Source organism: Flavobacterium palustre (assembly GCF_014639535.1).
Taxonomy (GTDB): Bacteria; Bacteroidota; Bacteroidia; order Flavobacteriales; family Flavobacteriaceae; genus Flavobacterium; species Flavobacterium palustre.
This window is the reverse complement of record NZ_BMGA01000011.1, coordinates 28,098-48,330: the sequence shown is the minus strand read 5'-3', so window position 1 is coordinate 48,330 and position 20,233 is coordinate 28,098. Positions and strand designations below refer to the sequence as shown.

Annotated in this window: 15 protein-coding genes; 5 read left to right on the top strand and 10 right to left on the bottom strand. The window is 34.5% G+C overall.

What is annotated here, in order from left to right:
• Positions 1-22: 22 nt before the first annotated feature.
• The 4 genes from IEV84_RS15770 to IEV84_RS15755 all read right to left on the bottom strand — a co-directional run bounded on the left by IEV84_RS15770 (position 23) and on the right by IEV84_RS15755 (position 7,948).
• Positions 23-1,636 (bottom strand): arabinan endo-1,5-alpha-L-arabinosidase, encoded by a 1,614-nt coding sequence (locus IEV84_RS15770; protein WP_188495682.1) that lies wholly within the window; start codon positions 1,634-1,636, stop codon positions 23-25.
• A gap of 97 nt (positions 1,637-1,733) precedes the next feature.
• The gene (locus IEV84_RS15765; protein WP_188495681.1) at positions 1,734-3,296 is read right to left on the bottom strand and encodes a RagB/SusD family nutrient uptake outer membrane protein; all 1,563 of its coding nucleotides are present in this window, start codon (positions 3,294-3,296) and stop codon (positions 1,734-1,736) included.
• A gap of 30 nt (positions 3,297-3,326) precedes the next feature.
• Entirely contained in the window at positions 3,327-6,626 is a 3,300-nt protein-coding gene (locus tag IEV84_RS15760; RefSeq protein ID WP_188495680.1) for a SusC/RagA family TonB-linked outer membrane protein, read from the bottom strand.
• A gap of 155 nt (positions 6,627-6,781) precedes the next feature.
• Complete coding sequence (locus IEV84_RS15755; RefSeq protein WP_188495678.1) at positions 6,782-7,948, bottom strand: FecR family protein; 1,167 nt, start codon at positions 7,946-7,948, stop codon at positions 6,782-6,784.
• Positions 7,949-8,057: 109 nt separating this feature from the next.
• Here IEV84_RS15755 and IEV84_RS15750 point away from each other — a divergent pair, with 109 nt between their 5' ends.
• A complete protein-coding gene (locus IEV84_RS15750; protein WP_188495676.1) occupies positions 8,058-8,633 on the top strand; it encodes an RNA polymerase sigma factor in 576 nt (191 codons plus the stop codon).
• A gap of 196 nt (positions 8,634-8,829) precedes the next feature.
• Complete coding sequence (locus IEV84_RS15745; protein WP_188495674.1) at positions 8,830-9,519, top strand: NUDIX hydrolase; 690 nt, start codon at positions 8,830-8,832, stop codon at positions 9,517-9,519.
• 91 nt (positions 9,520-9,610) lie between these two features.
• Here IEV84_RS15745 and IEV84_RS15740 read toward each other — a convergent pair whose 3' ends face one another.
• Together IEV84_RS15740 and IEV84_RS15735 are read right to left on the bottom strand one after the other, a co-directional pair.
• A complete protein-coding gene (locus IEV84_RS15740; protein WP_188495672.1) occupies positions 9,611-11,191 on the bottom strand; it encodes an NADP-dependent glyceraldehyde-3-phosphate dehydrogenase in 1,581 nt (526 codons plus the stop codon).
• A gap of 42 nt (positions 11,192-11,233) precedes the next feature.
• On the bottom strand, positions 11,234-11,545 hold the full coding sequence (locus IEV84_RS15735) for a rhodanese-like domain-containing protein (protein ID WP_071183272.1): 312 nt from the start codon (positions 11,543-11,545) through the stop codon (positions 11,234-11,236).
• A gap of 326 nt (positions 11,546-11,871) precedes the next feature.
• Between IEV84_RS15735 and IEV84_RS15730 the strand changes: the two genes are divergently transcribed.
• Complete coding sequence (locus IEV84_RS15730) at positions 11,872-12,507, top strand: Crp/Fnr family transcriptional regulator (RefSeq protein ID WP_188495670.1); 636 nt, start codon at positions 11,872-11,874, stop codon at positions 12,505-12,507.
• A 71-nt stretch (positions 12,508-12,578) separates the two neighbouring features.
• Positions 12,579-13,364: a sulfite exporter TauE/SafE family protein gene (locus tag IEV84_RS15725; RefSeq protein WP_188495668.1), complete on the top strand. Its 786-nt coding sequence runs from the start codon at positions 12,579-12,581 to the stop codon at positions 13,362-13,364.
• 44 nt (positions 13,365-13,408) lie between these two features.
• Here IEV84_RS15725 and ygiD read toward each other — a convergent pair whose 3' ends face one another.
• Positions 13,409-14,239 (bottom strand): 4,5-DOPA-extradiol-dioxygenase, encoded by an 831-nt coding sequence (ygiD, locus tag IEV84_RS15720; protein ID WP_188495666.1) that lies wholly within the window; start codon positions 14,237-14,239, stop codon positions 13,409-13,411.
• Between the two features lie 139 nt (positions 14,240-14,378).
• A complete protein-coding gene (locus IEV84_RS15715) occupies positions 14,379-15,257 on the bottom strand; it encodes an SDR family oxidoreductase (protein WP_188495664.1) in 879 nt (292 codons plus the stop codon).
• Positions 15,258-15,377: 120 nt separating this feature from the next.
• Between IEV84_RS15715 and IEV84_RS15710 the strand changes: the two genes are divergently transcribed.
• The gene (locus IEV84_RS15710) at positions 15,378-15,746 is read left to right on the top strand and encodes a winged helix-turn-helix transcriptional regulator (protein WP_188495662.1); all 369 of its coding nucleotides are present in this window, start codon (positions 15,378-15,380) and stop codon (positions 15,744-15,746) included.
• A gap of 325 nt (positions 15,747-16,071) precedes the next feature.
• Here IEV84_RS15710 and IEV84_RS15705 read toward each other — a convergent pair whose 3' ends face one another.
• Positions 16,072-17,493 carry an ATP-dependent DNA helicase gene (locus IEV84_RS15705; protein WP_188495660.1) on the bottom strand — a complete coding sequence of 474 codons (1,422 nt, stop codon included), beginning with the start codon at positions 17,491-17,493 and terminating at the stop codon, positions 16,072-16,074.
• Positions 17,494-17,670: 177 nt separating this feature from the next.
• Positions 17,671-19,953 (bottom strand): NADP-dependent malic enzyme, encoded by a 2,283-nt coding sequence (locus tag IEV84_RS15700; RefSeq protein ID WP_188495658.1) that lies wholly within the window; start codon positions 19,951-19,953, stop codon positions 17,671-17,673.
• Positions 19,954-20,233: the final 280 nt, after the last annotated feature.

Below are 20,233 nucleotides of genomic sequence, written 5' to 3'. Positions count from 1 at the left end.
AAATCGAAAGGGTCATTTATTTTTAATTTATTTTTTTACCCCAAACAGGTCTGCCATCAGCAGTTAATCCGGAATAACTGAGAGTTACTTTTCTTGTTGAAGCTTCCCAGTCCCAGGCATCACTTACTTTACATTTATTTCCGTTTACAGTTAAAGTTTTATTTACACTATCATAAGACCAGGTTCCTGTTAAAGCTCCAATTACTTTTTTATCAGGAGTTAAGGTAATCGTTACTGATTTCTGAATAGTCTTGTATTGATAATTCATCGTAATTTGCTCCCATGTTCCTATAAAAGAAGCTTCTGTGATTGTCGTTTTAGGTACTCCGGCATAGCGTTCAGCAGCTACTACAGGCCAGCCGTCTTCTGTCCATTGAATCGCTCGCACATGTCCCATCATCACAGCATTAGAAGCATTGATCCCCGGAACATTTTCAGGCAAACGCGCCTGAGAAGCATAAAACCATTCTTTGGTATCCGGATTTTGAAATACCGAACAATGTGAAAAACCTACCCAGCCGGTATGATTGTTAAATCCATAAGGATGTGTCAACATTGGCCAACAGTCGGCTCCATTAGTAATATTAGCTCCATTAATTCCTAAAAAAGGACCGGTAATACTTCTGGAACGCGCCACACGGGTATTGTAGGCAACTGAAAGTTCATCATAAGCCAAAAACAAATAATAATATTGCGTATCCGGATTGTATATAATTTCAGGTCCTTCAGAAGCCTGCCAACGGCTGGTAGGATGCCGGGAAGCAATTCGGGTTCCGTAATCACTCAATGTTTTTAACTGATCCGGTTTTCCTGTGGCTGGATTCAGTTTTAAAGCTGCAATTCCCGAATGCCAGGAACCATAAATCAAATAATGTTCTCCTTCGGGAGTAACAGTAAAAGTAGGGTCAATTGCATTGAATTTAAAATAAGCATTTTCCCAATTTCTTGTACCTGTAAAAGAATAAGGTTTTACACCATCGGGTTCAGAACATACTACCATTCCTTTATCAACCCAAACATTTGACGCCAAATCATCTGATTCTGCCAGTCCGATGAAAGCTCTTTCAGACCATGAAGTTTCAAAACTGCTTCCTGTTATTGGTTCATCAACCACGATGCTGTAATACATTCGGTATTTACTGCCTACTTTTTTTACAAAAGGAGCCCAATATCCGTATCTGGGATTATCTATTGGAGGCAAAGCAGGAACCATTCTGGCTCTCTTATTATTCAAGGAATCTTTTACCCATGCCGGAGCCTGCGCCATAGCGGTTCCCATAAACTCCCAATTAATCAAATCTTTAGAACGTCTGTAAGGAAAATGTCCGTGTCCATCATGCGCATTTCCATAAGAAGCATCGGTTTGATACATATAATAATACTCGCCCGATTTTTCAACAGTAGGATCATGAACATTAGCTAAATTCCATTGTGATCTGTTACTCCAGGAAGCAATCGAAGTGTAATTATCAGCATATTTAGGTCCGTTAAAAGTAGGTGTTACCACTGGCGGTACAACAACAGGAGGATCTGTCTCTTCAGTTGGATCGTCTTTTGAACAACTTACTGTGGCAAGCACAAATAAAGAAAGCCCAAAATAAGACGCTATTTTCAAAATAGAATTTGATTTTTTCATCTTTGTATTCAGATATAAAATCATGTGGTAAATGTTCTCGTGTTTACCACATGATTATTTAGAATTTTAATTTTATTAGAAACGGATTCAGTTAATATTAATAACTGTCATTCTGAATCGTTCCCGGATTATTATCCCTTTCTAATTGTGGAATTGGGAAAAATTCTCTTCCTGCTGCATAAGAATTAAATTCAGCATCTCTGGTTTTTAGCCAGGCTAGTTTTGTAGGATCCTGTAACCATCCCCAACGACGGATGTCATCAAAACGATGTCCTTCCAATGGAAACTCTAAGAATCTTTCGTGACCTATTTGTTCTCTCATTTGTTCCTTTGTCATATTTGGTTTTGCAACACTTAAAAGTGGTAAACCAACACGATCTCTGACAATTTGAATATAAGTATAAGCACCGGCTGTATTTCCTGTCTCATTAAGACACTCTGCATACATTAACAATATATCGGCATAACGCAATAAACGCTCATTGATTCCAGATCTCCAGTCAAATTCATTCACTTTTTGACCATCAGAATTTTGGTATTTTCTACAAAACAAATCATTCAAATCGGCTGGATTAGAAGCATATTTTGTTGCAAAATCTACTCCGTATAATTGCATACCACCTGGTTTATTGTAAAACATAGTAGCATCTAAACGAGGATCTATAGTATTTGCCGTAGTTTTTTCCTGTTGATATTCATTGTACAAAGCCCAGGTTGGCTGAACATCTACAAATCCAAAATCTCTTGGACCATAAGTAATAGCTCTTGCCGAAGTTTTTCCCCAGCCTGAAGCCGGAGCACCACCCCAACCTAAGTCAACTCCTCCTGCTTCTCTGCTGAATTGCACTTCAAATAAAGATTCTGAGTTGTTTTCATTGGTTTCGGTAAAATTATCTCGGTAATTAGATACTAATGAATAGATTCCTAAATCAATCACTTCTTTAAAAGTATCGCGTGCATTTGTAAAATCTTTGGTAAACAAATAAGCTTTTCCTAAATATCCCAAAGCAGCACCTTTAGTAGCACGCCCTTTTTCTCCTGCATCCAAACCTGAAACGGTAGTGTAAGACGTCGGTAATAATTCGGCCGCCTTTTTAAAATCGGCAATAACCTGTGCCCAACCTTCGGCTTCTGTTTTTTGAGGATAAATTGCAGCCAGCTGTGTTGGAACCGGTACGTTCTTAAACATATTAACAGCATGAAACAAATACAATCCTCTCAGGAAATAAGCCTGACCTAAAATTCTGTCTTTTAATGCTGCATCTTCAAAATTGATAGCCGGCACATTAGCTAAAACCTGATTGGCTCTAAAAATCCCCTGATAATAAGTTTCATAAGCCCAACCGTAAATTGCAGCATCACTAACATTAGAATTAAAACGTCCCACATTTGCCATCGCCGGCCAAGGGCTGTTACTTCTGCAATCATCTCCTTTTAAATCTAACAGTAAAGGTGTACTACGCATATAGGTTCCGTCAGTTAATAAACTTCCGTATGCCGCATTTACTCCCAAAAGAGCATCATTATCTGTTTTCCAAAAAGAGTCAACTGCTTTATTATTAGGGTCAACCTGAATTAAATCTTCATCGTTAACACAACTCGTTGTTATTATTGCCAGCGAAAAGAAACCGGCTAAATAATTATATATTTTATGTTTCATTTTGATTCGTTTTAAATTAATTTACAGCTATTAGAAATTTACTTCAATACCCAAAGAAATTGTTCTTGGATTAGGGAAAGAACCTCCGTCATATCCTCTTGAGAACAATCCATCGCTGATGAAATCTGGATCATAACCACGGTATTTAGAAATAATCCATAAATTTTGTCCATTAGCATATACTCTTGCGTTTTGAATAAAACTGTTCTTACTTACCGGAATAGTATAACTAATCTCAGCTGTTTGTAATTTGATATAGTTTCCACTTTCTATAAAGCGATTCGAATCCCTTCCGTTAGCATTACGATCCTCTATTGAAGGACGCGGTACATTAGTATCAGTATTTGTTGGAGTCCAGTAATCTAACATATCAGTATGATGGTTTCCATATTTTCCAATCATCAAGTCACGGTACAAACCATTAAATACTTTGTTTCCGCCACTTCCCTGCCAAAACATACTTGCATTCCAGTTTTTGTATGATGCAGTCAAATTGATACCATAATTGTATTTAGGTATCGTAACTCCCTGAAATACTCTGTCTCTATCTGTTATAACTCCATCTGCTGCATCCATAACACCATCTCCATCAGCATCTACTGTTAATTGATCTTTGAATTTTATATCTCCTACTTGTACGTTTGTTTGTGAAGGTGCTGCATCAATTTCTGCCTGAGATTGAAAAATTCCATCTGTTTCATAAGCATAAATTTCACCTATAGATCTTCCTACTTCTGTCATAGCGGCAAGACCCGGTATAGGATTTCCATTTTCAGAAAAACCAATTTGTGTTACTTTGTTTTTTAAAGTACCAATATTAGCCGCAATGCTGTATTTGAATTCATTTTTGTTATTGTTATACATCAACGAGAATTCAAGCCCTCTGTTTTCTACAGCTCCGGCATTAGTTGTAATATCTGCAGGAAATGCTCCTGAAGAAAAAGGCAAAGGAACTCTAATCAATAAATCATTTGATTTTTTAATAAAATACTCTGCTGTAAACTGCAAATCATTGTCAAACATTCCTAATTCAAGCGCCACATTGGTTGTTTTCGTTTCTTCCCAATGTACATTTGGGTCTAAAGCATTCACAACTGTTGAACCGGGAGCTAATTCGTTATTGAAATTATAGCTGGCAAAACCGTTCATCGTGGTAGCGAAGAAATATTGCGGAATCGTATTGTTTCCTATAATTCCGTATCCTCCTCTTAACTTCACATTGCTAATCCATTCCGGTAAATGAATGAACTTTTCATTACTCAATTTCCAGGCTCCTGAAAAAGAGTAGAAATTAGCCGAATTGTTTTTTTGACTGAATAAAGAGGTTTTGTCCTGTCTAAAGTTAGCCGTAAGCAAATAACGATCGTCAAAACCGTAATTCAGTCTGCTGATATAGGATTTTCCGGTAATAGTATATTCGTATTCATTGGTATTTGTGTTATCAGCAAATTGTAATTTTTTAATATCAGTAGCATCGTAACCAACACCTGAAGAAAAATGGTTGTAATGATTATTTCTTTCGTCGATAGATCCAACTAAAGCATCAATATTGTGTTTTCCTAAACTTACATTATAAGTAAGAATGTTATTTACAAAGGTTTTGATTTGATTTCCGGTAGCAATATTAAGAGTTGCTCTGGTACTTGGAACTCTATAATACCATCCCAATTCAAATTCCGGAGTATATCTTCGGTCAAACCAATGTAATTTATCATAACTAACATCCAGTTTGTATTTTAATCCTTTTAAAATTTCCAATTCTCCCCAGATGTCTCCAATAAAATGGTTTCTTTTTCCTGTATTAGAAATTAAATTATTGTATCCTATAACATTCAGCGAAATGGCTCGCTGAGTATCACTATATGTACCTCCATAACCGCCTAACCAGTTGTCATCATATACCGGCATTGTAGGAATGGCTGTTACTAAAGCCTGAATAGCTGATTCTCCCACCCAGCTGTTAAATGATTCTTTGTCTGATTCCGTATAAGCTATTTTTGAACCGTATTTGAATTTTCCTTTTTTACCATGCAAATTCAAATTCATAGAATACCTTTCGTAATCTTGTGGAGTCTCTAAATAAGAAGTGTTTTTGAAATAATCCACATTCAGATTGTACCCCAGATATTCTGCACCACCATTAAATGTAAGTGAATGATTTTGAATTGTACCTGTCCCATAAGCTTCTCTTTGCCAATTGGTATTTACATTATTAATATAAAAAGGACTTGTAGGATCATTTCCCGGTGCTACTCCCAAACCATCATTTCTTTCAGCAGCCGAAGTAATGGTTTGATAACCTACTCTATCGGTTACTGACCATTCTTTGGCTACATTTTGAACTCCGTAAAGCGATTTGTATTTAATTTCCATCGCACCAACTTTTCCTTTTTTGGTAGTAATAATCACTACTCCATTAGCACCACGAACTCCATAAATAGCTGCTGATGATGCGTCTTTTAAAACTTGCATCGACTCGATATCGCCCGGAGCAAAATCAAATGGAGAATCTACAATCACTCCATCAATAACAAATAATGGATTGTTGTTACTAAAGGAATTCACCCCTCTGATCTTAATATTTACAAATCCGCCCGGTTCTCCTGAAGATTGCACACTTACACCCGGTGCCTGACCTTGTAACATTTTAGCAACATCATAAGTTACTGTCTTTTTAGCACTTTCAACATTTACAACAGAAACAGAACCTGTTAAATCGGATTTCTTTTGTGTTCCATAACCCACTACAACAACTTCTTCTAACTTAGCGTAATCTTCTAAAAGTTTAACTGTAATGTTGGTTTGATTTCCTACTGTAATTTCCTGGTTTACATAACCTATATAGGAAATTACCAATACTGTGTTAGGTCCATCAACATCAATAGCAAATTTTCCTTCAAAATCTGATTGCACACCAAGTGTAGAACCTTTTATCAAAATATTTACTCCCGGAATGGGTAAACCTTCAGCACTATTAATAATTCCCGAGACCTTTTTTTTCTGTTGCGGTTTTTCTTCTGCTTTGGCTTTGGTAATTATAATTTTATTTTTTCCGGTAAGTTCATAATTAAAACCTTCATTCGAAAGGCTCTCGGTGAGTAATTTATTGGCACTAATTGTTCCTTTTTTCAGTTTTACTTTAGGTGCATTTTTAAACATATCTTCCTGATAGATAAAGGTAAAATTGGTTTGCTCCCTTAAAAGGTCAAAAACTTCATCAATAGTTACAACTTTATCTTTATCAACAACAATTTTTACATTCTGCGTAAAAACATTAGTTGACGAAAAACTAAAAGCAGTCGTACAAAAAAACAATATAAAAGCTTTCATACTGGTTAGTAAAAATTTTCTCTTAAAAAAGAAAAAATGGTTAGTAAATTCAATTTTCATATATTTGTGTTTATTGGTTAAATGTTAATTAATAATCTCATTAGGGGATAAAGTAGGCTACTGTCCAGGTATTACTTTATTCCCCTTTTTATTTCTTATTTTATTATAATTTTCTGGTCTTTTATCTCATATTCATTTATAAAGTTAGTTTTCTTAATTATTGACAGGATTTCTTTTATATTATCGTTTTTACTCAGTACTCCATTGAATTTAACTTTCTCCAGTTCCGGATTTTGGAACACCACCTGAAAGTCATACCAGCGGGACATTACGTTCATAATTTCTTTTAAACTTTTGCCCTTAAAGCTAAAAATTCCTTTTGTCCACAATACTTCATTATAAGCATCAATTGGATTAACAGCCATATTTCCATTCTTAAGGTTAACAATTGATTGCTGATTAGGAATTAAATGTTTTTTAGAATTTGAATTGCTTACAGCAACTTTTCCTTCTACTAATGTGGTATAAATTTTATCTTCATCTTCATAAGCTTTTATATTAAACTCTGTACCCAAAACCTCCACTTCCTGACTTTTATTCAATACTTTAAATTTTGCTCCGTTGTGTTCAGAACTTGGTGATACATCAAAAAAAGCTTCACCGTAAACTAATTCTACCTGACGTGTGCTTCCTTCCTTAAAAGCTACCGGAAATTTTAATTTAGTTTCTGAGTTTAACCAAACTTTTGTTCCATCAGATAATTTTATTTGAAACTGACCTCCTCTTGGAATCGTCAAATAATTATATACTAAAGCTGATTGGGTCTTATTCTTACTATCATAAACTAATTCTTTACCATTGCTGACTACGTTGTTTTTTTGATAGGTTTTATCTTTTTCCAATACAACAGCCGATCCGTCTTCTAGAGTTAATATAGCTTTATCGGTTCCTGCTTCAATAGTATTTTTCACTACTACCGGAGTTGCTACAGGCTTATCAAATAAACCTAATCTGTAGAAATAAGTTGTAGTTACTATTCCTAAAACAACTGCCGCAGCCGAGTAATAAATAATTTTACGTAACTTTTTAAGCTTCCTTTCTTTATTTTCTCTGGCAAATGCTTCCTGCAATTTACTTTTTACTCCATACGAATCAAATTCTTTCATATTATATTCAATTGCATAATTAATTTTGACATACCGATTAAACATTTCAAGATTATTGGCATCTTCAATCCACAATTCTAACTCACTCAACTCGGATGCTGAAGCCTGACTGGTTAAAAATTTGGCAATTATATTTTCAATTCTGTTACTTATCATTGCGATACTATTTTCTATTAATACGTGTTGATTTTACACTACCCTAACTTTTTTATATTTTTTTTTATACATTGCATAAAAATTAAGCTAATTATTTCTTTTTCCCCCAATGCAAGAGGTTTATTCTGACAACATCCAACTTATTCATGCTTTAAAAACTGGAGATCCCAAAGCATATACTTATTTGGTAAATACGTACCACCATAAACTATGTGTTTATGCTTACAATTTTACTCATGATCGCAGTTTATCCGAAGATATTGTTCAAAATGTATTTATGCGCATTTGGAACAAACGCGAAAATCTAAAAGAGGACTTTGTACTTATTAGTTTTTTATATAAATCTGTTTATAATGAGTTTATTGATCAGTACCGAAGCCAAAAAGCGGTTTACCCTTTGGAAAAAAAATATATTGATGCTCTTAATGCTATAGTAGAAAATGAGGATGAACATTCACTGGAACGTATCATAAAGTTAGTCAAAAAAGAAATTCAAAATCTCCCTCCTAAATGTAAGGAAATCTTTTTACTAAGTAAAGAAGAAGGACTCACTAATATTGAAATTGCCGAGTATAAAAACCTATCTATCAAATCAGTAGAAGCACACATGAGTAAAGCCTATTCAATATTGCGTAATTCATTAGGAGAAAACACAAATATTTATCTGTTTTTGATGTTTGGATAATTGTTCTCAAATTTTAATTTTATACCTTTAAAAAATAAAAGTTTTTAGGCATTGTTTTGTGTTAATTAATACAGAATTCAAATGGTTTTTAGAAAAACACAACGATTTCTTTAAAAAATCACTAAGCATTCATCCTAATATTAATTATGATACTTTTTTATAAGTAAGTATATTTACCCCAAAATAAACAACTAAGATGTTAAATAATTATAGCACCGAAGACAAAGTCTTATTATCAGTTGATTGTATCATTTTTGGTTTTGACAAAGAAGGATTAAAAATCCTGTTAATCAAACGGGATTTTGAACCCGAAAAAGGAAAATGGTCTTTAATGGGAGGATTTTTAAAGAAAAGTGAGTCTTTAAATGATGCCGCTATACGGGTTTTGAATCATTATACAGGATTGCAAAACATCTATATGGAACAATTTTATGCTTACAGTGAAGTGGACAGAGATCCTGAAGAAAGAACCATTTCGGTAGCCTATTATGCACTTATCAATATTGAAAATCACAATACAGAACTAATTCGGAACTACCATGCCGAATGGTTTAATATATCAAAAATGCCCAAATTAATTTTTGATCACGACGAAATGGTTGCCCACGCTATCAGAAGATTACGCTACAGAACTTCAACAAAACCGGTAGGATTTGAGCTTTTGCCTGAAAAATTTACCATGCGTCAATTGCTCGAATTATATGAAGCTATCTTAGACAAAGAATTAGACAAGCGTAATTTTATCAGCAAAATCAATTCTTTAGATATTTTAGTCAAACTCAATGAAAAAGACATGCTATCATCCCGAAAAGGCTCTTTTCTTTATATGTTTGACAAAGAAAAATACGATGCCAAATTATTGAACCACTTTGTATTAAACCTCTAACTTTAAAATTCCAATAACAAAATTCCATAAAAAAAACCGTCTCGAAAATAATCGGGACGGTTTTCTTGTTTTTAGTTTGTTTTAGTTAGTACTACAAGATATAATCTGTATTAATAAAGTTAGATTCTTTACTATTCAATAATTCTTGCAGAATTTCGTTATTATAAGCATTGTCTTTAGACGCTACAAATGTTCTAATAGAAAATGAACGCAAGGCATCAAAAACACTCAATGTTCCTACCGCAGAATCTTTACGTCCTGTAAACGGATACACATCCGGTCCACGCTGACAAGAACTGTTTAGGTTTACCCTGCACACTAAATTTACTAAAGCATCAATAAGCGGAGCAAGAGTCGTTATGTTTTTACCAAATAAACTTACTTGCTGACCATAATTAGATTCAGCCATATCATTCAAAGGCTCCTGAATATCTTTAAAAGTCATAATTGGCACAACTGGTCCAAATTGCTCTTCATGATACACACGCATTTCTTTGTTCACAGGAAATAAAACCGCCGGGAAAATATAATTTTCGGAAATTTGCCCTCCTTTAGCATTAATGATTGAAGCTCCTTTAGCAGTAGCATCATCAATCAAACCTTGAATATAAGCCGGTTTTTCGGTTTCAGGCAGTGGTGTCAGTGAAACTGATTTGTCCCAAGGATTTCCAAAAACCAAAGCATCAACAGCAGCCGAGTATCTTTTATTAAATTCTTCAGCAATCGATTCGTGAACATACAATACTTTCAACGCTGTACAACGTTGTCCATTGAAAGATAAAGTACCAGTGATACACTCAGAAATTGCCAAATCCAAGTCGGCATCCGGTAAAATAATAGCAGGATTTTTAGCCTCTAATCCTAATACCAAACGCAATCTGTTTTTATTAGGATGTTGATCCTGCAATGCAATAGCTGATTTACTGTTTCCAATTAAAGCCAGAATATCTACCACTCCTGATTTCATAATTGGAGAAGCAATTTCTCTTCCTCTACCATAAACAATATTGATGGCTCCTTTTGGGAAACTCGTTTTAAAAGCCTCTAATAATGGAGAAATCAACAATACTCCGTTTTTAGCTGGCTTAAAAATCACCGGGTTACCCATAATCAAGGCAGGAATCAATAATGAAAATGTTTCATTCAAAGGATAATTATAAGGTCCTAAACACAATACAACTCCTATTGGTCCTCTGCGGATCATCGCATTTACACCCTGACTTTTTGTAAAACGGGCATTACTGCGGTCTAATTGTTTGTAATGTTCGATAGTATCATAAATGTAATCTACCGTTCTGTCAAATTCCTTTTCAGAATCGCCTAAAGTTTTTCCAATTTCCCACATTAATAACTTCACTACTTCCTGACGTGTCGTTTTCATCTGGGTAACGAAATTTTCCATACACTTGATACGATCAGCTACTTTCATTGTTGGCCATAAACCCTGACCGTGATTAAAAGCCTTGCTTGCAGATGCAACTACTTCTCTAGCTTCTTCCTCGCCCATAAACGGAATAGTTCCTAATAAAGTAGGCGCATATTCCTCGGTAGAAGAAATGGTAGAATAAACCTCAGTTGTTTTTCCTGTCCATTTTTTTAACTCTCCATCAACTAAATAAGTATCCTGGTGTAATAATGTTTTTATCTTAAACTCTTCCGGAATTGAATTCATCTGGTTTTAATATTTTAGTTAGTGTTAAAAATGTATTAGTGATTAGGGAGCAACAACTTCTCCATCCCAATCTAACATACCTCCCAATAAGTTATAGGCATTTTCAAATCCTAATTCATTCATGATTTCGCATGCTTTTGCGCTTCTGGCACCAGAACGACAATAGACATAGTAATTTTTACTTTTGTCTAATTTCTCAATTTCAGAAATAAAACCCTGACCTTTATGAATATCAATATTGATAGCATTAGGAATAATTCCTTCGTCACATTCGTCTTCTGTTCTGACATCTAAAATTACTGCATTCTCATCTTCTTCGAGTTGAGCAATCCAATCTTCTTGTGTTAAATTCATAATTATGTTGTGTTTTTTGTAAAAATACGATGTTTTTATAAAAAAACGGTTCCTGTAATTTGATTTAGAGAATATTTTAAAGAAAACGTTTTAGTGAACTTATAATAATCAACAAATTTTACAATCACTTAATTTTTTGTTAAAAAACAATGCGTTATTCCCTTTAGAAATGCAATATCTTCAATCTGCTATTTTTATTTTCAGACAACTATTCTTAGCATATCAACTAATAAATGTCTCGTTTTTTTAATTACTTTTACCAAAGTCTTATTATTTTGCATAAAAATCCATCATATTATTAAGATGTAGCCTAAAATTTTACCATCATGTCAGAAGAAACAATCACCATAAAAAATGCCTTTCCTAATTTCTCCAATGAACTCATTCAGGAAATTGAAGCCAACTCCAGTTATCAATATTTTAAAGCAGGAGATGTTATTATGCGGACAGGACAATACATCAAAAACACTATTTTAATTCTCAAAGGACAATTAAAAATTTATCGTGAAGGCGAAGATGGTGAAGAATTTTTAATGTACTATTTACAACCCGGACAGGCCTGTGCTATTTCGCTAATTTGTTCAACAAAAAATCAAACAAGCCAAATTACCGCTAAGGTAGTTGAAGATGTCGAAGCCATAAGCATTCCGCTCAACCTGATGGATAAATGGATGATGAATCATCGTTCCTGGTACGAATTTGTGATTTACACCTACCGCACCCGATTTGAAGAAGTCCTGGAAGTTATCGACAACATTGCTTTTAGAGCCATGGACGAACGATTAGAATTTTACTTAAAACGTCACGCCAAAGCCTGTGGCTGCAAAGAAATCAATTTATCACATCAGGAAATAGCCCTTGAATTAAACACTTCCCGAGAAGTAGTTTCACGATTATTAAAAAAAATGGAACAACGCGGTTTAGTCAACTTACACCGTAACCAAATTGAATTAAAAATGTAAAAATAAGTCATGTGACAAATGTTACTGTGGCTAGCCTAAATAGTTCCAACCTTTGTAAAAAAAATTACAACATGGAATATTTAGGTTATTTTGCATCCATTATTATTGGACTTTCATTAGGATTAATTGGCAGCGGAGGATCTATTCTCACGATACCTATTTTAGTTTATTTATTCAAAATCAATCCTGAATTAGCTACCAGTTATTCTTTATTTATCGTTGGAATCACTGCATTTTATGGCGGTTACAGCCATTATAAATTAGGGAATCTGAAATTAAAAACAGCATTGTACTTTGCTGTACCCTCTGTGATTTCGATATTAATTATCAGAGAAGTAATCTTTCCAAAAATTGCTTCCACGCTGTTTACAATTGCCTCTTATGCTGTTTCTAAAGACTTATTGATTATGATTGTCTTTGCCATTTTAATGATTGGAGCTTCAATATCAATGATAAAAAAGAACAAAAACGAAATAACAAACCATAAAATAAATTATGGTCAACTGGCTATTATTGGTGCCTTAGTAGGAATCGTGACCGGATTTCTTGGAGCTGGCGGAGGATTTTTGATTATTCCTGCTTTACTGTTTTTTGCTAACCTGCCTATGAAACAAGCCGTAGGAACATCGTTATTGATTATTTTTATTAACTCAGCAATAGGTTTTGCAGGCGATTTATACCTCAACACTCCTATTGATTACGGTTTTCTTTTACTGATTTCGTCTATGGCATTTATCGGAATGTTTATTGGAATTCTTCTTTCTAAAAAAATAGACGGCAGCAAACTGAAACCTGTTTTTGGCTGGTTTGTATTGATAATGGGAATTTATATTATTACAAAAGAACTTTTCTTTTAAAAAAAATCCTCATTTTAATTCGGTTGTCTTGATAACAAACAGTATCAGGACAACTTCACCGAAGTCATACTCAAAGAACCTCCTAATAATTTATCGTTAAACAAACTGAGTTCTTCCTGTTTTTCTTTTAGTCCTAAAGTATAAATTAAAGGAAGATAATGTTCCGGTGTCGGGATAGCCAGTTGCAAAGCCTGTCCTTGTTTTTCATAATTAATCAAGGCCTGAAAATTACCATCTAATAAATAGGAGTTCACTTTTTCCCTAGCTTCGATTGCCCAGTCAAAACCATAATTATCTACGTCCATATTATAGAAATCCACCAATCGTAAATTATGAACAATATTTCCGCTACCTATTATAAGAATTCCTTTTTTTCGTAAAGCACTTAATTTTTGTGCCAACTCAAAATGGTACTGTGGCGATTTAGAATAATCTATGCTCAACTGAATCACCGGAACATTGGCTTCGGGATACAAATGTTTAATCACACTCCAGGCACCATGATCCAATCCCCACTCGTGATCGAGTTCGACTTCGGTTGGTAATAATAGTTTTTGGGTATCAATTGCCAACTCCGGACTTCCCTGAGCAGGATATTGCACGGCAAACAATTCTTTAGGAAAACCACCAAAATCATGAATCGTTCTGGGCATTTCCATCGCAGTGACTTTTGTCCCTTTGGTAAACCAATGCGCCGAAATACACAAAATAGCATTCGGCTGTGGCAATGTTTTTGCCAAATTTCTAAAACCCGCCACAAACTGATTTTCTTCAATAGCGTTCATCGGGCTTCCATGTCCCAAGAACAGCACCGGCATTTTTTCGGTATTCGAAAAAGTACTTGAAATTTTATGTAAATCGTTTAAAGTATTCATAAACACTATTTTTCACCATTAAGAAGTTTAGGATATTAAGGTTTTATAACCAGGACTTAATAAAACTTAATTTCTTAATGGTTTTAAAATCTTAGATATTCTAATCTGTATAAATATAAAAATCTTTTCTTTTAAAAAATTATTTTAAATAAACCTCTTTCAAAAAATCAGCTAAAGTTGCCGGTTTTCTACCTAATAATTTTTCCAAATCACTTGAATCAGTTTTAAACTCTCCTTGTTTAATGGCTTCTGCAAAACCTACAAACATTCCGATGTATTCTTCCGGAACTCCTGCATTTTTTAAAGTTACTGCATATTCTTCTGACGCCGGACTTAAATAGCTAATTTCTTTATTTGTTATTTTGCTTAAAGTTTCTGCAATATCCTGAAAAGAATAATTTTCAATATTATTCATAGCATATTCTTTGTTTTCATGTCCTTCTGAAATCAGAATATTTGCTGCTGCTTCAGCCAAATCATTTCTGGAAACATAAGCCGCCTGACCTTCTCCTACCGGAAAATAAATCCCTGATTCTAATACCTGATCTCCCAAAAACATTGGCAATACATCCAGGTATAAATTATTTCTAAAAATGGTATAGTTGATTCCGCTTGCTTTGATTGCGCTATCAGTATCGATATGCGATTGGGCTAAAAAGGCAATTGGCGAAGTTTCGGATTCATTTTTACGTTCAAAACTGGTATATACAATATGTTTCACTCCCGCTTCTTTTGCCGCTTTTACTGCATTCAATTGTTGTTTACTGCGGTTTACCAAATCTGTTCCGGAAACCAATAACAATTTGTCTATCCCATGAAATGCTGCCAACAAAGAATTGTAATTATCATAATCCCCTGTTTTAAGGTTGACTCCTTTTGCTTTCAAGTCGGATGCTTTCGATTCATCTCTAACCAAAGCCGAAATATCAGCAGCTGCAATTCCTTTATTCAATAAAAAATCGATTGTTAATCCTCCGAAATTTCCTGTTGCGCCAGTAACTAAAATTTTTGTACTCATTATTTTTATGTTTTATGATTAATTTTTATTCAAAGTTAAGTACATTTGCTATACAAAATATACTAACACACTAAAATATACTACTATACTTTTGTATAGCGATAATAAAATCAACAGATTATGGAAATAGAAAATCTAATCAGTTTCAAAGAAGCCAAAGCCTGCCCGATTCAGTTCGTTTTAGCGGTAAATGATACGTTGAATGTAATTAGCGGTAAATGGAAATTACCAATTATAGGTTCGTTATTATTCGAAAAAAGACGTTTTACTGATATTCAGCGTAATATTCCGAAAATTACTCCCCGTATGTTATCCAAAGAATTGAAAGATTTAGAAATGAACGGCATGGTCAAACGTACGGTTTACGACACCACTCCTATTACAGTGGAATATGAATTGACCGAATCAGCAAAATTATTAGGCGATGTTTTGGATAAAATGTTAGAATGGGGTTTGCAACATCGCGAAGCAACGATTGCTAAAAATTAATCGACAATTGTAGTTTTACTTTTTTCACCACTAAGAAATTAAGAATATTAAGATTCTGCTTAATGAATGAACTCATTTAAACTTTTCTGATAATGCTCCGGAGGAGCATCCTGTTAATAGCAATTTATACATTCTGGGCATTAGCTCCGTTAGGAGCGGTCTGTTTAATTTACAGTTCGCTCCTAACGGAGCTTTTTTTACAAATAAATGATTTTTCTATAAACAGTTCGTCCCTATGGGGACGTTTAGTTTTGTATAAAATAAGTTTAGCAAAAAGTTTAAATCACTTCAATCTTAAATTTCTTAATGTTTCAAATTCCAAAACTTAATCTACAAAGCTTTCGTCTTTAAATCCTATTAAGTACAATTTGTTTTTGGCACGGGTCATTGCTGTGTACAACCAACGAATATAATCCCGGTCAATTCCGTTGGGTAAATACGGTTGTTCTACAAAAACCGTATTCCACTGTCCACCCTGCGATTTATGACAAGTGATGGCATAAGAAAATTTCACCTGAAGTCCGTTGAAATATTCATTGGCTTTCACTTTTTGGAATTGCTTGAATTTAGTTTCTCCTTCGTAGTCTTTTAAAACTTCCTGATACAATCGATTGGATTCTTCATAAGTTAATGACGGTGATTCACTTTTTATCGTATCCAATAACAAAACCGTTTCGAATGGTTTTTGATTTGGGTAATCGACCATTCGGATTTTTACTTTGGCAAACTTGAAACCGTACAATTCGACAATTTTAAAAATTTCCAGAATTTCTATAATATCACCATTAGCAATAAAACCGGCTTCATCCGATTCTTTCAGCCAAAAATAATTGTTCTTCACCACCATTAGAAAATCACCTGTGGAAAGTTCGCTTTCTTTATCGAGAATTTTAGATCGGATTTGCTCATTATATTGATTGGCTCTTTTATTCGAACGAACAATAAAAGCGGTGTCTTCAATACTATAATTACTGTAAGCCGAATTGATGGCATCCTGAATATCATAACCATCTACTAAGCGAACGATGTCCTTGAACTTTCGGACATCGAACTGAAAATCAGTAATGAAAGAATCTTTTAATAATTCGCGAAGTTCAGTTGCGTTATGCAAAATTCCGGAACTCTCTTCCTGACGCATGACTTCATCTAGTTCGATATAATCGACATCCTTATTATAGTTCATACTCAAAGTTTGAATATCCAAAGCAGGACTAACGTCTAAATTCACCGGAGGCAACTGAGCAGTATCACCCAGCAAAATCATCTTGCAATTAGTTCCTGAATATACATAGGAAATCAAGTCGTCGAGCAAAGAACCATTGGCATACATTTTAGAATCGGAATCGACATCCGAAATCATCGATGCTTCATCGACTATAAAAACAGTATTTTTATGTTTGTTTTGTTGCAATGTAAAAGAAACGCCACCACCTGAATTCTTCTTTGGAAAATAGATTTTCTTGTGAATCGTAAATGCCGGTTTGTCCGAATAATTGGCAATTACTTTTGCCGCACGACCAGTTGGTGCCAGCAAAACATATTTTTTATTAATCTCTATCAGATTATTTACAATAGTCGAAATCACAGTAGTCTTCCCTGTTCCGGCATATCCTTTTAAGACAAAAATGCTATCATTAGTCGTTTCGGTCAAAAAAATAGCAATCTTCTGAAAAAAAATATCCTGATTATAAGTAGGACTAAAAGGAAATTTCTTTTTTAAAAGACTGTAAAACTGGGAGGAAATCATCTAATTACCGGAATTAAAATTGAAGTCCAAAGATAGTTTTTATACGGCTAACCAACCAAAAAAAAGACTGTCCGATCATTAATTTCGGACAGTCTCTATTTCATCGGAACAAAACTTTAAAAATCAACAGTTATACAACAAACTGCATGATTTTTTTTTTCAAAAACTATTTTATGATTATACTTTTTGGGATTTTTCACGTTCCTGAGCATCAACCACAGCTACAGCGGTCATGTTTACAATTTCATTTACGCTTGCACCCAATTGAAGAATGTGAACCGACTCGCTCAATCCCATCATAATTGGACCGATGGATTCCGACTTATTCAATTCCTTCATCAATTTATAAGTGATATTAGCTGATTCCAGATTTGGAAAAACAAGCGTGTTTACTTTTTTGCCTGCCAATTTTGAAAACGGAAAAGTCTTTTCTAATAATTCGGTATTCAAAGCAAAATCGGTTTGAATATCTCCGTCAACAACTAATTCAGGATTATTTTCATGCAAAATACTTACTGCTTTTCGCACTTTTGCAGAATTAGCATGAGCTGATGAACCAAAATTAGAATACGAAAGCATCGCAATAACCGAATCAAAACCAAAAGTAGTGGCAACATTAGCTGTCATCTGTGCAATATCAGCTAATTCCTCTGATGTTGGGTCAATATTGATTGCAGTATCGGCTAAAAACATTGGCCCTCTTTCAGTTGCCAAAATATTAACTGTGGCCGCTTTTTTTACATTAGGAGCTTTTCCGATAACTTCAAAAATAGGCTTCACCACCGTTGGATAAGCTCTGGTATAACCCGAAATCATTCCATCGGCATCTCCTTCCAAAACCATCATAGCGCCATAATAGTTGCGTTCTCTCATTTTGGACTGAGAACTGTACAAAGTAGCTCCGCTTCTTTTTCTTTTATTCCAATATTTAATTGCATATTGCTCTCTTTTTTCCTTAGATGAAGCATCTTTAGAATCAATAATAACAACATCGGCATTAAAATCCAACTCTTTTTTAAGTTCCAAAATGGTTTCTTTATTACCCAATAAAATAGGTTGGGCAATTCCTTCTTCATAAACAATTTGGGCTGCTTTTAAAACATCAAATTGATCGGCTTCAGCAAAGACTATCTTTTTAGGATTTGTTTTTGCCCTGCTGTGCAGCATTCGAACCACTTTATTATCATTACCGGAACGCAGTAATAATTCTTCTTTATAATTATCCCAATCTTCAATAGCAATTCGAGCAACCCCGCTGTCCATAGCCGCTTTAGCAACAGCCGGAGGTATCGAATAAATCAATCTTGGATCAAAAGGTTTTGGGATAATATAATCACGACCAAAAGCCAGACGCGTTTCACCATAAGCGATATTTACCTGCTCAGGAACCGATTCTTTTGCCAATTCAGCCAAAGCCGTAACGGCAGCCATTTTCATTTCTTCATTAATCTTTGTTGCTCTGACATCCAATGCTCCCCTGAAAATATATGGGAATCCCAAAACATTATTTACTTGGTTAGGATGATCTGAACGACCTGTAGCCATGATGATATCTTTTCGTGTTTGCACCGCTAAATCATAAGCAATCTCAGGATCGGGATTTGCCATTGCAAAAACAATCGGGTCTTTTGCCATCGTAAGCAACATTTCCGGATTAACAACATCGGCAATAGACAAACCAATGAAAACATCGGCATCAACCATCGCTTCTTCCAGAGTATCAATCTTTCTGTCGGAAGCAAATTCTAATTTCTCAGCAGATAGATTTTCTCTGTCCGTTCTGATTACACCTTTACTGTCGAGCATCACAATGTTTTCGGCTTTGGCTCCAAAAGCCTTATACAATTTCGTACAGGAAACAGCTGCAGCTCCCGCTCCACTTACTACAATGCGTACTTCTTCTATTTTTTTATTAATCAGTTCCAATGCATTTAACAAGGCTGCAGCCGATATAATGGCTGTTCCATGTTGATCATCATGCATCACCGGAATATCCAATTCTTCTTTCAGTCTTGTTTCGATTTCAAATGCCTCCGGCGCTTTGATATCTTCCAGATTAATTCCGCCAAAAGTAGGCGCCATAATTTTTACCGTCTCAATGAATTTATCCACATCTTTAGTATCCAATTCGATATCGATACTGTCAATGTCAGCAAAAATCTTAAACAATAACGACTTTCCTTCCATTACCGGTTTAGATGCTTCAGGACCAATATCTCCCAATCCTAAAACCGCAGTTCCATTGGAGATTACGGCAACCAGATTTCCTTTGGCAGTATATTTATAAACTTCATTAACGTCCCTTGCAATTTCCAAACAAGGCTCAGCAACTCCCGGAGAATAAGCTAATCCTAAATCACGTTGTGTGGCATAGGGCTTTGTAGGTACTATTTTTATTTTCCCGGGCTGTGGCTCAGCATGGTATAATAAGGCGTCTTTTTTCAATTTTTCTTTGCTCATAAACTCAGTATAAAATTTTAATAAATCTTAATTCTAATTTGTCTTTTGGTAGTGTAGTGATTATTAATCTGTATAAAAATAACTATTTTAAAAATGCCTCCAACATTTAAAAAGAAATAGTTTGTTATTTTATTTTACTTTGATATTATTTCTTTTGTCAAGTAAAATCTCTAAGAAATATTATAATCATTTTTTCTAAACCAACTAAATTATCTTCGCTAGCCTGAAATAAAAAGAGCAACAAACTTTCTATCATAAAAAAATATAATTACATCTTCTA

What these genes read in the sequence shown, in the direction of transcription:
- IEV84_RS15770 (WP_188495682.1), bottom strand. Translation starts at nt 1,636, where the DNA reads ATGAAAAAATCAAATTCTATTTTGAAAATAGCGTCTTATTTTGGGCTT.
- IEV84_RS15765 (WP_188495681.1), bottom strand. Translation starts at nt 3,296, where the DNA reads ATGAAACATAAAATATATAATTATTTAGCCGGTTTCTTTTCGCTGGCA.
- IEV84_RS15760 (WP_188495680.1), bottom strand. Translation starts at nt 6,626, where the DNA reads ATGAAAGCTTTTATATTGTTTTTTTGTACGACTGCTTTTAGTTTTTCG.
- IEV84_RS15755 (WP_188495678.1), bottom strand. Translation starts at nt 7,948, where the DNA reads ATGATAAGTAACAGAATTGAAAATATAATTGCCAAATTTTTAACCAGT.
- IEV84_RS15750 (WP_188495676.1), top strand. Translation starts at nt 8,058, where the DNA reads ATGCAAGAGGTTTATTCTGACAACATCCAACTTATTCATGCTTTAAAA.
- IEV84_RS15745 (WP_188495674.1), top strand. Translation starts at nt 8,830, where the DNA reads ATGTTAAATAATTATAGCACCGAAGACAAAGTCTTATTATCAGTTGAT.
- IEV84_RS15740 (WP_188495672.1), bottom strand. Translation starts at nt 11,191, where the DNA reads ATGAATTCAATTCCGGAAGAGTTTAAGATAAAAACATTATTACACCAG.
- IEV84_RS15735 (WP_071183272.1), bottom strand. Translation starts at nt 11,545, where the DNA reads ATGAATTTAACACAAGAAGATTGGATTGCTCAACTCGAAGAAGATGAG.
- IEV84_RS15730 (WP_188495670.1), top strand. Translation starts at nt 11,872, where the DNA reads ATGTCAGAAGAAACAATCACCATAAAAAATGCCTTTCCTAATTTCTCC.
- IEV84_RS15725 (WP_188495668.1), top strand. Translation starts at nt 12,579, where the DNA reads ATGGAATATTTAGGTTATTTTGCATCCATTATTATTGGACTTTCATTA.
- ygiD (WP_188495666.1), bottom strand. Translation starts at nt 14,239, where the DNA reads ATGAATACTTTAAACGATTTACATAAAATTTCAAGTACTTTTTCGAAT.
- IEV84_RS15715 (WP_188495664.1), bottom strand. Translation starts at nt 15,257, where the DNA reads ATGAGTACAAAAATTTTAGTTACTGGCGCAACAGGAAATTTCGGAGGA.
- IEV84_RS15710 (WP_188495662.1), top strand. Translation starts at nt 15,378, where the DNA reads ATGGAAATAGAAAATCTAATCAGTTTCAAAGAAGCCAAAGCCTGCCCG.
- IEV84_RS15705 (WP_188495660.1), bottom strand. Translation starts at nt 17,493, where the DNA reads ATGATTTCCTCCCAGTTTTACAGTCTTTTAAAAAAGAAATTTCCTTTT.
- IEV84_RS15700 (WP_188495658.1), bottom strand. Translation starts at nt 19,953, where the DNA reads ATGAGCAAAGAAAAATTGAAAAAAGACGCCTTATTATACCATGCTGAG.